General features: G+C 64.7%; 9 protein-coding genes. 8 read left to right on the forward strand and 1 reads right to left on the reverse strand.

Annotated elements, in window-relative coordinates; all coding sequences use genetic code 11:
• Positions 1-74: 74 nt before the first annotated feature.
• From dapD to ACE3P9_RS07715, 7 genes are all read left to right on the forward strand, one after another.
• Entirely contained in the window at positions 75-899 is an 825-nt protein-coding gene (dapD, locus tag ACE3P9_RS07685) for a 2,3,4,5-tetrahydropyridine-2,6-dicarboxylate N-succinyltransferase (RefSeq protein ID WP_374493028.1), read from the forward strand.
• A gap of 310 nt (positions 900-1,209) precedes the next feature.
• Complete coding sequence (locus tag ACE3P9_RS07690; RefSeq protein WP_374493030.1) at positions 1,210-2,355, forward strand: PilT/PilU family type 4a pilus ATPase; 1,146 nt, start codon at positions 1,210-1,212, stop codon at positions 2,353-2,355.
• Between the two features lie 303 nt (positions 2,356-2,658).
• Positions 2,659-3,831 carry a succinyl-diaminopimelate desuccinylase gene (dapE, locus tag ACE3P9_RS07695; protein WP_374493183.1) on the forward strand — a complete coding sequence of 391 codons (1,173 nt, stop codon included), beginning with the start codon at positions 2,659-2,661 and terminating at the stop codon, positions 3,829-3,831.
• A gap of 18 nt (positions 3,832-3,849) precedes the next feature.
• Positions 3,850-4,761: a 50S ribosomal protein L3 N(5)-glutamine methyltransferase gene (gene prmB / locus ACE3P9_RS07700; protein WP_374493031.1), complete on the forward strand. Its 912-nt coding sequence runs from the start codon at positions 3,850-3,852 to the stop codon at positions 4,759-4,761.
• Entirely contained in the window at positions 4,758-6,869 is a 2,112-nt protein-coding gene (locus ACE3P9_RS07705) for an ABC-F family ATP-binding cassette domain-containing protein (RefSeq protein WP_374493033.1), read from the forward strand. Before prmB ends, ACE3P9_RS07705 begins: the two co-directional genes overlap by 4 nt.
• A gap of 85 nt (positions 6,870-6,954) precedes the next feature.
• Positions 6,955-7,203, forward strand: a complete 249-nt coding sequence (locus tag ACE3P9_RS07710) for a GlsB/YeaQ/YmgE family stress response membrane protein (RefSeq protein ID WP_374493035.1) — start codon at positions 6,955-6,957, stop codon at positions 7,201-7,203.
• An 87-nt stretch (positions 7,204-7,290) separates the two neighbouring features.
• Positions 7,291-7,848 carry a hypothetical protein gene (locus ACE3P9_RS07715; RefSeq protein ID WP_374493037.1) on the forward strand — a complete coding sequence of 186 codons (558 nt, stop codon included), beginning with the start codon at positions 7,291-7,293 and terminating at the stop codon, positions 7,846-7,848.
• Positions 7,849-8,152: 304 nt separating this feature from the next.
• Here ACE3P9_RS07715 and ACE3P9_RS07720 read toward each other — a convergent pair whose 3' ends face one another.
• On the reverse strand, positions 8,153-9,334 hold the full coding sequence (locus tag ACE3P9_RS07720) for a branched-chain amino acid ABC transporter substrate-binding protein (protein ID WP_374493039.1): 1,182 nt from the start codon (positions 9,332-9,334) through the stop codon (positions 8,153-8,155).
• A gap of 718 nt (positions 9,335-10,052) precedes the next feature.
• On the opposite strand from ACE3P9_RS07720, the gene ubiM reads away from it, so the two are divergent.
• Positions 10,053-11,270 (forward strand): 5-demethoxyubiquinol-8 5-hydroxylase UbiM, encoded by a 1,218-nt coding sequence (gene ubiM / locus ACE3P9_RS07725; protein WP_374493042.1) that lies wholly within the window; start codon positions 10,053-10,055, stop codon positions 11,268-11,270.
• The last annotated feature ends 122 nt before the right edge of the window (positions 11,271-11,392 follow it).

Consider the following 11,392-nt stretch of genomic DNA (forward strand, 5'->3'; position numbering starts at 1 on the left):
GGCCCCGTGACGCCCTGCCCTTTTTCAGACTGCGGGCTCCCACCTGCCCACCCCTCGTTTCATCAAGGACTCCCATGACCACCCAACTCCAGACCATCATCGAAAACGCCTGGGACAACCGTGCCGAACTCTCCGCAGCCAGCGCGCCCAAGGAAATCGCCGACGCCGTCGAACACGTCATCGCCGAACTCGACCAGGGCCGCCTGCGCGTGGCCACCCGCGAAGGCGTGGGCCAGTGGACCGTGCACCAGTGGATCAAGAAGGCCGTGCTGCTCTCCTTCCGCCTCAAGGACAACGTGCTCATGCACGCCGGCGACCTCGCCTTCTACGACAAGGTACCCACCAAGTTCGGCACCATGAGCGCCAACGAGCTCCAGTCCAGCGGCGTGCGCGTGGTGCCCCCCGCCGTGGCCCGCCGTGGCAGCTACATCGCCCGCGGTGCCATCCTGATGCCGTCCTACGTCAACATCGGTGCCTACGTCGATGAAGGCACCATGGTCGACACCTGGGCCACCGTCGGCAGCTGCGCACAGGTCGGCAAGCACGTGCACCTTTCCGGCGGCGTGGGTCTGGGCGGCGTGCTCGAACCCCTGCAGGCCGGCCCCACCATCATCGAGGACAACTGCTTCATCGGTGCCCGCAGCGAAATCGTCGAAGGCGTCATCGTCGAGGAAAACTCCGTCATCAGCATGGGCGTCTACATCGGCCAGAGCACCCCCATCTACGACCGCACCACCGGCGAAATCTCCTACGGCCGCATCCCCTCCGGCTCCGTCGTGATCAGCGGCAGCCTGCCCAAGAACGACGGCAAGTACAGCCTCTATGCCGCCATCATCGTCAAGCGCGTCGACGCACAGACCCGCGCCAAGACCAGCCTGAACGATCTGCTGCGCAGCTGATCCGTCTGCACGCAGCTCCCCCTCAAAACCGCCCCCGCCTGTGCGTGGGCGGTTTTTTTGATGCCGTGAAAAAGTATTTTCACCTCATCCCTTTGCATCCCCCGCTGATTGCATGGCCTTCCCCACACGCTCTGCCCTGCATGATCAGGAGCACGCATCCCCTCTCTCGCCCTTCATGCCCGACACAGCAGCGTCCCCCCGGCGTCTACAATGAACCCACACAATCGCACCACGGGCGGGCGGGGCTGTGGCGGGATGTCCCGTCCCAGGGGATCCTGCGGTTCCGCCCCAATGACCAAGGGAATTCCGCATGGGAAACATGGAGCGCATCCTGCGTCTGATGGCTGACAAGAATGCCTCGGACATCTTCATTTCGGCCAATGCCCCGGTCCTCATCAAGATCAACGGCAATGTGCTGCCGGTCAACCCGCAGCAGCTCACGGCCGACATGTGCCTCAACCTGCTGCGCGAGATCCTGCAGGAAGAGCAGCTCGAAGAGCTGCAGCGGCATGGCGAGCTCAACACCTCGTTCGCCATTCCGGGCATCGGCAACTACCGTGTCAACGTGATGCGCCAGCGGGGCACGTATGCGGCGGTCATCCGTTACATTCCTGCTCAGGTGCCGGCACTCGAAGGTCTGGGCCTGCCCACCGACACGCTGACCCGGCTCGTGATGCGTCCGCGCGGGCTGGTGCTGATGGTGGGAGCCACAGGCTCGGGCAAGAGCACCTCGCTGGCAGCCATGCTCGATCTGCGCAATGCCCGGCAGGCGGGGCACATCCTCACCATCGAGGACCCGATCGAGTTCATCTTCACCAACAAGCGCTGCATCATCAACCAGCGCGAGATCGGCACCGATACCGCCAACCGCCAGACCGCACTCAAGAACGCCATGCGGCAGGCGCCCGACGTGATTCTGGTGGGCGAAATCCGCGATCGCGAGACCATGTCCGCAGCGCTGGCCTATGCGCAGTCCGGTCACCTGTGCCTGGCCACCATGCACGCCAGCAACAGCTACCAGGCCCTCAACCGGATCCTGAACTTCTACCCCGAGGAAGTGCGCCCCACGCTGCTGGGCGATCTGTCCTCGGCCATGGCCGCCATCATCGCCCAGCGTCTGCTGCGCACCACCGATGGCCAGCGTGCCCCTGCCTGCGAGATCCTGCTCAACAGCAAGCTGGTGTCCGAGCTCATCGAAAAGGGCGATTTCATGGGAGTCAAGGACGCCCTGGCCCAATCCATGACCGAAGGCTCCCAGTCCTTCGAGGAAGACATTGCCCGTCTCATCCGCAGCCAGCGCGTGTCGCGCGAGGAAGGCCTGCAAGCTGCCGACTCTCCCACCAACCTGCTCTGGCGGCTCCAGAACGAACAGACCGCCACCAAGAAAGCAGCCGAGGAAACCCCGGCGGCCGAGGAGGCCTCCTTCGCCGAGTTCACCATCGACATGGCGAACTGAGAACTGAGCACGTCCTCTCCATACAGCGGCACCGTCCCGTGCCGCGCCAGAGTCAGCCCGCCGCCAAAGCCTCGGGCTGACCTGGGGAGCCGAGTCGCAATGCCGGGACACGGCACCAGCCAAATCAAATCGCGGACAATACGGCCTTTGGACCCTGCCAGTGCCGGGACACCATGACCCCCAGCCCCGCCAGGGGCACCTGTCCTGCGCTCCCGACGTGCCTGAAGGCGCACCTCCATTCAGCCCAGAACGCTGCCATGCCATTGCGCGTGGCAGCTCTCTTTCCCGTAGATTGCCATGTCGATGATTTCCACCCAAACCCTGGCAGAGCAGCTCGTTGCCATCGGCTCGGTCACCCCGCAGGATGCCGGCTGCCTGCCGCTCCTGACCAGCCATCTGGAGCCGCTCGGCTTCCGCTGTGAACGGCTCGATCGCGGTCCCGACGATTTTCACGTCAGCAATCTGTGGGCATTGCGCACAGGCAGCCGGGGGCCGGCCAGCCCCTCGCTCGTGTTCGCGGGGCATACCGATGTGGTGCCCACCGGGCCGGTCGCGCAGTGGCGCTTCCCCCCCTTCACGCCCACCGTCCATGACGGCCATCTCTATGGCCGTGGCACCAGCGACATGAAGACGTCGCTGGCAGCCATGGTGGTGGCCGTGCAGGAGCATGTGACCGAACATCCCGACACTCCGCTGTCGATCGCCTTTCTGCTCACCAGCGACGAGGAAGGCCCCGCCCGCGACGGCACGGTCGCCGTCTGCGACGCCCTGCGCACCCGCGGCACCCGCCTCGATTACTGCGTAGTAGGCGAGCCCACCGCAGTGCACCGCACCGGCGACATGATCAAGAACGGCCGCCGCGGCACCATGAGCGGCCGACTGACCGTCAAGGGCATCCAGGGGCACATCGCCTACCCGCACCTGGCCCGCAACCCCATTCACCAAGTGGCTCCGGCTCTGGCAGAGCTGGTCGGGATCGCATGGGATCAGGGCAATGAGTTCTTCCCGCCCACGAGCTGGCAGATCAGCAACATCCACGGCGGCACCGGCGCGAGCAACATCATCCCCGGCGAAGTGGTGATCGACTTCAATTTCCGCTTCTGCACCGAATCCACTCCCCAAAGTCTGCAGGAGCGGCTTGAATCCGTGCTGCGCCGCCACGGACTCGACTACACCCTCGACTGGACCATCGGCGGTCTGCCCTTTCTCACCCGCCCCGGCAGCCTGGTGCATGCAGCCCAGCAGGCCATTGCCGAGGTGACGGGACTGACCCCCGAACTCTCCACCAGCGGAGGCACGAGCGATGGCCGCTTCATCGCGCAGCTCTGCCCGCAAGTGGTGGAAATCGGCCCGCCCAACAGCAGCATCCACAAGATCGACGAGCGCATCGCGCTGGCCGACATCGAGCCGCTCAAGGACATCTACCGTCGCCTGCTCGACCATCTGGCTGCCGAGGCCGCCTCTGTCTCTGTCTGACGAGAGAATGCACCGCCCATGACTGCTCCCGCTGCTCCCTCAACCCTTCCTTCTGCCCTGCACCGGCTCGTGCAGGCCCAGGCCCAGCGCCTGCAGGATGCCCACGTGAGCTTGGGGCATGGCACGTCCAATGCTTTCGACGAAGCAGCCTGGCTCACCCTGTGGCGCCTGGGCCTGCCGCTCGACACCGACCTGGACGACCCTGCCCTGCCTGCTCCCACGGAGCCCCAGCGCGACGCCGTAGAGTCCCTGATTGCCGAACGCATCCGCACCCGCAAGCCTGCGGCCTACCTCACCCGCGAAGCCTGGCTGCAGGGCGTGTCGTTCTATGTGGACGAACGCGCCATCGTGCCCCGCAGCCTCATTGCCGAACCGCTGGCCGACGGCTCCATCGATGCCTTTCTGCATCCAGCCACCCACCGGGTGCTGGACCTGTGCACGGGCAATGGCAGCCTGGCCGTGCTGGCTGCGCTCGCATGGCCGGACGTGGTCGTGGATGCAGCCGACATCAGCCCCGATGCACTGGCCGTGGCCCGTATCAACGTCGCCCGCCACGATCTGTCCGACCGCATCCGGCTCCTGCACAGCGACGGACTGGCTCAGTGCGAAGGCCCCTATGACCTCGTGCTGTGCAACCCCCCCTACGTCAACAGCGCCAGCATGCAGGCCCTGCCGGCCGAATACCGCGCCGAACCCGAACTCGCCCTGGCCGGTGGCGAGGACGGCATGGACTTCATTCGCCCGCTGCTGGCCCGGCTGCCCGACTTCCTGAGCGAACGCGGCGTACTCGTGCTGGAAATCGGCCACGAGGCCGCCTATTTCGAGACGGCATTCCCGCACCTCAATCCCGTGTGGCTCGACACCAGCGCCGGCGACCGCCAGGTGCTCCTGCTCACCCGCGAAGCCCTGAAAGACACCCCTGCACCATGATCGTCCTGCAAGACGTCACCCTCCAGCGCGGCACCAAGGTCCTGCTCGACCACGCCTCCGTCACCATCAACCCCGGCGAGCACGCTGCCCTCATCGGCCGCAACGGCGCTGGCAAATCCAGCCTGTTCGGCCTGCTCAACGGCACCCTGCACGAAGACGGCGGCGAGGTCCTCTTTCCCGCCAGCTGGCGCCTCGCCCAGGTAGCGCAGGACATGCCGGAAACCACCGCAAGCGCCACGGCCTTCGTGCTCGAAGGCGACTCGCGCCTGCAGGAGGCAGAGGCCGCCCTGCGCGAAGCCGACGCCGCCAACGACGGCATCGCCATTGCCAACGCGCACGCCCTGCTGACCGATGCCGGGGCCCACGACGCCACGGCTCGCGCACAGGCCCTGATCCTGGGCCTCGGCTTCCAGGTCGATGAACTCGACCGGCCGGTCAACAGCTTCTCGGGAGGCTGGCGCATGCGTCTGCAGCTCGCGCGTGCCCTCATGTGCCCCAGCGACCTGCTGCTGCTTGACGAGCCCACCAACCACCTCGACCTCGACGCCCTCGTCTGGCTCGAAGGCTGGCTCCGGCGCTATGCCGGCACCCTGCTCATCATCAGCCATGACCGCGAGTTTCTGGATGCCGTCACCCAGGTCACCATCCAGATCGAGCACGGCAAGCTCACGCGCTACGGTGGCAACTACAGCACCTTCGAGGAACTGCGCGCCCAGCAGCTCACGCTGCAGCAGGCCGCCTACCACCGCCAGCAGGAAAAAATCGCCCACCTCCAGAAATTCATCGACCGCTTCAAGGCCAAGGCCACCAAGGCCCGCCAGGCCCAGAGCCGCGTCAAGGCCCTCGAACGCATGGAGCGGCTCGCCCCCGTCCTGACGAGTGCCGACTTCACCTTCACCTTCGAGGAGCCCCCGCAGCTTCCCAACCCCATGCTGATCATCCGGCAGGCCGCCTTCGGCTACCGGGGCGCGACACCGGCCACGCCCGCCCCGGCCACCCCGCTGCATGAGCCTGCCGACTTCACCACCAGCGATGCACTGCACCAGCATCAGCTGCAGACCGGCGAAGCCCTGCCGCCCATCGGCCCGCAGGACACCGTCATCCTGCATGACGTCAGCCGCTCCGTGCTGGCCGGACAGCGCCTCGGCATCCTGGGCGCCAACGGGCAGGGCAAATCCACCTTCGTGAAGACCATCGCCCATGTCCTGCCCCTGCTGGCCGGCCACCTCACCGAAGGCAAGGGCTTGCGGCTCGGCTACTTCGCGCAGCAGGAGCTCGACATGCTCATGGCCGACGATACCCCCCTCGGCCACATGGTGCGGCTCGCCAAAGCCCACCCGGACATCGCTGCCACCTGCGGCCGCGAGCAGGAACTGCGCAACTTTCTGGGCAGCTTCCAGTTTGCCGGCGACATGGTGCACCAGGCCGTCGGCACCATGAGCGGTGGAGAAAAGGCACGCCTCGCCCTGGCCATGATCGTATGGCAGCGCCCCAACCTGCTGCTGCTCGACGAACCCACCAACCACCTCGACCTGGTCACCCGCGAGGCCCTGGCCATGGCGCTCAACAGCTTCGACGGCACCGTCATGCTCGTGAGCCATGACCGTGCCCTGCTGCGCGCCGTCTGCGACGACTTCTGGCTCGTCGCACACGGCACGGTGGCGCCCTTCGAGGGCGATCTCGACGACTACCAGCGCCACCTCATCGACATGGCCCGCCAGAAGCGCGAAGCCCTGCAGGCGGCACGTGCCTCGGAGTCACCGGCAGCAGACAGCCCCCCACCGGCAGACAGCCCCGCCGCCTCCCCGGCAGCCAGCGGAGCCGAGCTGCGCCGGCAGCAGGCCGCTCTGCGCCAGCAGTTTCTCGAAAAGAAACGCCCCCTGGCCAAGCGGCAGCAACAGCTCGACGCACGCCTCGAAACGCTGGGTGCCCAAAAAACCACGCTGGAGGCCCGGCTGTGCGAACCCATGCCCCCTGCTCAGATCGCAGACACAGGACGGGAGCTCAAGCAGGTGACCGACGCGCTCGAAGAAGCCGAGCTCGAATGGCTCGATGTCTCCGCCGCACTGGAAGCCCTGGTGCAGGAAGCAGGCGCTCACGCACGATAAGTCACACATTCGTCGGTCTCCCCACGGCATTTGCACCTACCATAACAAAGGTTCATTCATCCCTTCGTTCCCAAGGAGCCTGTCCATGTGGTCCATTCTTTCCACCATCATCGTCGGATTCATCGTCGGCCTCATTGCACGTGCCATCAAGCCGGGCAGCGACTCCATGGGCTGGGTCATGACCACGATTCTGGGCATTGTGGGCGCGGCCCTGGCCAATTTCGTGGGAGCCAGCATCGGCTGGTACAAATCCGGTGAAGTGGCTGGCTGGATCGCCTCTGTCATCGGGGCTGTGGCAGTCCTGGCCATCTATGGCATGATTGCCAAGAAATAAGCCTCGCCGTCCCTGCCTCAGCAGGGATACAGGCATGCTGCAAGGGGGCCTTGACGGGCCCCCTTCTTTGTTCCACAGGTCCTTCCCATGAGATATCTGCCCGCCCTGCTGGCCAGCCTGGGCACCACCTGCTGGCTGATGAGCGCCACGGGCTGCCACTCTGCAGCCGACTCCTCGTCCGATGCCAGTGCGGCCATGTCGGCCGCCTCTGCCGTGGCGGCTGCAGATGCAGACGCCCAGAACAGTTCCTCTGCCCCACTGCCCCCCCTGCCTGCCGCACCGGCATCGGGGCCTTCCGTGGCCTATCGCGGACTTTTCGTGTGGGGCCCCGAGGTCGAAACCTTCACCCCCTGCAACTCGGACCGAACCTACTGGCTCGACGGCCCGGACGAACTGCTCGGCCGCCTCGAAGACCTTGCCATCGACAAGGCCGACAAGGCCGGAGAAGCCTACCAGCCCATCTATGTCGAGCTCCATGCCAGTGACGAAGGCAAGGCCACCGACGGCCAGGCCGTGGATTACGACGGCATTTTCATGCTCCGGAGCATCGATCGTACCCAGTCCAGCCTGCCGGCCGACTGTCGCCCCCTTCCTCCGTCCGTCAGCAAGCCAGCCGCTTCGGCCCCCCACAAAACGCACTCCTGAGCGACGATGGTCCAGGCCCTGCATCCGCAAGGGTGTGGCCTGTACCTCCGCGCCGCCTCATCATGGCCGGCCTGTCCACTGGCTCCACTCTGCCGTGCACGGGCAGACCACTCAGGGATGCGTCTCTCCAGCGCTTGCCGACCTCAGTCTCATCTTCCTGCATGCCCGGCACTCCCAAGGCAAAAAAAGAGCCTGAGTCCGGTCGCTGCCGGGCTCAGGCTCCTCATCAGATCAACAGGCTGCAAGCCCTATGGGCCTGGCGCCATGACATGCCTCGGGCACGCCATGGCCGGCCGACAGGAAATTACAGTTCCTGCTTCTTGTTGTCGGGGTAGTGGAACAGCGTGGTGGCTGCGTCCTTGACTTCACCCTTGTCGTCGAAGGTGATCTTGCCCGTCACGCCTTGATAGTCTTCGGCAGCCAGCTTGGGCAGGTAGACCTTGGGATCGACGGAATCGGCCTTCTTCATGGCGTCGATCAGCAGCATGGTGGCGTCGTAGGTGTACGGGCTGTAGACCTGGAACTGGTTGGGGAACTTGGCGTCATAGCTCTTGCGCCACTCGGCTCCGCCCTTCATCTTGGTGAGCGATGCTCCACCCACGCCGCAGATCACGTTGCCCAGCGGCTTGGCACCACCGGAGAGCTTGACCAGCTCGTTCGTGCAGATGCCGTCGCCACCGAAGAACTTGGCCTTGTCCAGACCCAGCTGGGCCATCTGGCGCAGCATCGGGCCGGCTTGTGCATCCATGCCGCCGTAGAAGACCGCATCGGGAGTCTGGGCCTTCACGGCTGTCAGGATGGCCATGAAGTCGGTCGCCTTGTCGTTAGTGAACTGGGTGCTCACCACTTCCATGCCGTTCTTCTTGGCCGTCTGCGTGAAGATCTCGGCGATGCCCTGGCCATAGGCCGTGCGGTCGTCGATCACAGCCACGCGCTTGAGGCCGAGCTTCTTGGCTTCATCGGCCAGCGCAGCGCCGAGCACGTTGTCGTTGGCGATGATCCGGAAGACATTCTTGTACCCGGGCTTGGTCAGCGCAGGGTTGGTGGCAGCACCGGTGACCATGGGCAGGCCACAGTCGTTGTAGATCTTGGATGCGGGGATCGTGGTGCCGGAGTTCAGGTGACCGACGACGCCTGCCACCTTGGCATCACAGAGCTTCTGTGCCACGGCCGTACCCTGCTTGGGGTCGGCAGCATCGTCTTCGAGCACGGCCACAAAGTGCACCTTCTTGCCCCCGATGGTCACGCCCTGCTTGTTGGCTTCATCGACGGCCATCTGCACGCCGTTGGCGTTGTCCTTGCCATAGTGGGCCTGGCTGCCGGACATGGGCGCCACGGAGGCGATCTTCACGACCAGCTCACCGGGAGCAGCCCCAGCGTCACCGGAAGCAGACGAAGAGGCCGTCTGATCCTTCTTGCCGCAGGAAGCCAGCATGGAAGCCAGCACCATGGTAGCGACCACGCTCATACGCAGTTTGAATTGCATGTTTTACTCTCCATCGATAGACAAAAACGGGCTTTGAAACCCACCGCAAGAAACTATGCGTGCTGTTACAAGCACAAACCGGGCCAATTCTTTCAATTCGCCGTACAGACTTCCAGCCACTCGTCGAAATTGAACATTTCGTGGCATGTCGCAGGCCATCGGCGATGCTTTTGCATGGACATATCCTCGTGCAGAAGCCCGAAACATCCGGCCTCTTTTCCGCCAGTCACACCAGACTGGTGCAACCCTGCAATCCCATCGCCATGCCCGACCCCGACACGCACCATCAAAAGGCAATGATACGGAACGAATGCGCCATTCCCCCCATGACCGGACTCGGTAAAAACCCGCATCCGTCCTACACACCCCTCCCCGCATGGGTCTTCTTGCAATGCCCCCTTGCCTGCCATCCCCCGGCAACCGCTTGACAATGCCGTCACTCCCCCCAGCCCCGTCTGAACCTCCATTCATCTGTCCACCGACCGCGCCGAAGCGATAAGTTGCACCTTTGCATGACCCCCATGACCTCACGTCCGCATAGGTTGCACCTACAGACATCAAGGCCCACCCAGACCGCCCTGCGCCATGGCCACGCCCCTCACGCAACGCCATGCACCATAAATGTGCCACCGCCTCCGGCGGAGTGAGGCCCGATAGGCGGCTGTGCAATTGACCGGCATCAAGCACTCCGCCCGGGCAAGTCGCTAGACTGCCTGCCATGACCCAAGACTTCGACATCCTGATCGTGGGCGCCGGCCCTGCCGGCCTGACCCTGGCCCGAGCCCTTTCCGGACAGGGACTTCACATCGGAGTGCTCGAACAGCAGCCGCAGTCGGCCGTGGCGCATCCTGCCTTCGATGGCCGCGAGATTGCCCTCACCCAACGCTCAGCCCACGCCATGCAGAAATGGGGGCTGTGGCAGCGCATCGAGGAACTGGAACCCACCGCCTTTTCGGCTTTGCGCGATGCCCAGGTGCTCAACGGCAGTCACCCCTTTGCAATGGTCATCGGACACGAGCTGTCCTCGCGCAGCGAACTGGGATGGCTGGTCTCCAACCATCTGATCCGGCAGGCTGCCTGGGACACGGTTCAGCTTGCCATCGAGGCCCACCACGACATCGAGCTCTTCTGTGAATGCCGCATCTCGAGGGTACGCTCGAACGATACCCACGCCGAGGTCACCTGCGAGGATGGGCGCGTCCTCCGTTCCCGTCTTCTGATTGCCGCAGACAGCCGCTTCTCCCAGACGCGCCGTGCCATGGGCATTGCCGCCGACATGCACGACTTCGGGCGAACCATGCTGGTGTGCAATATGACACACGAGCGCGCGCACGAGCACGTCGCCTGGGAATGGTTCGACTACGGTCAGACTCTGGCGCTGCTGCCCATGAACGACGATCCCGTCACCGGCATGCACCGGTCCTCGGTGGTGCTGACGCTGCCCAGCCGCGACATGGATGCTGTGCTCGACATGGAGGACAACGTCTTCAACTCCGACATGACACGCCGCTTTGCGGGCCGGCTGGGTGCCATGACTCTCACAAGCACACGCCATGCCTATCCTCTGGTCGGCGTCTATCCACGCCATCTGGTGGCGCAACGCTTTGCCTGCATCGGCGATGCAGCAGTGGGCATGCATCCAGTCACCGCCCATGGATTCAACTTTGGGTTGCTGGGCATCGAAACCCTGAGCCAGGCCCTGATCCAGGCACATGCCCAGGGACGGGACATCGGCCACCCCGCGCTGCTCGCGCGCTACGAACGCACCCACATGCTGTCCACTCGTCCGCTGTATCTGGCCACACAGGCGATCGTGAAGCTCTATACCTTCGAGCACCCCGTGGCCCGGCTGGTGAGAGACGGCATGCTCCGCCTGGGGCAGCGCATCACCCCGTTCCGCCGCGCCATTGCCGCACAGCTCACCGGCCTGCACTGAGGCGCAGTCCTGGGTGGTTCGCCGCTCATCCGTTACACAACCCCTCCTTCCTCTGCCCCTGCCTGTTTTGTCGGCAGATGGGCCGGGAAGGGTATAATTGTCAGCTTGCAGACAAGCGCGAC

This window comes from Allobrachymonas sp., from assembly GCF_041912815.1.
GTDB lineage: Bacteria > Pseudomonadota > Gammaproteobacteria > Burkholderiales > Burkholderiaceae_C > Brachymonas.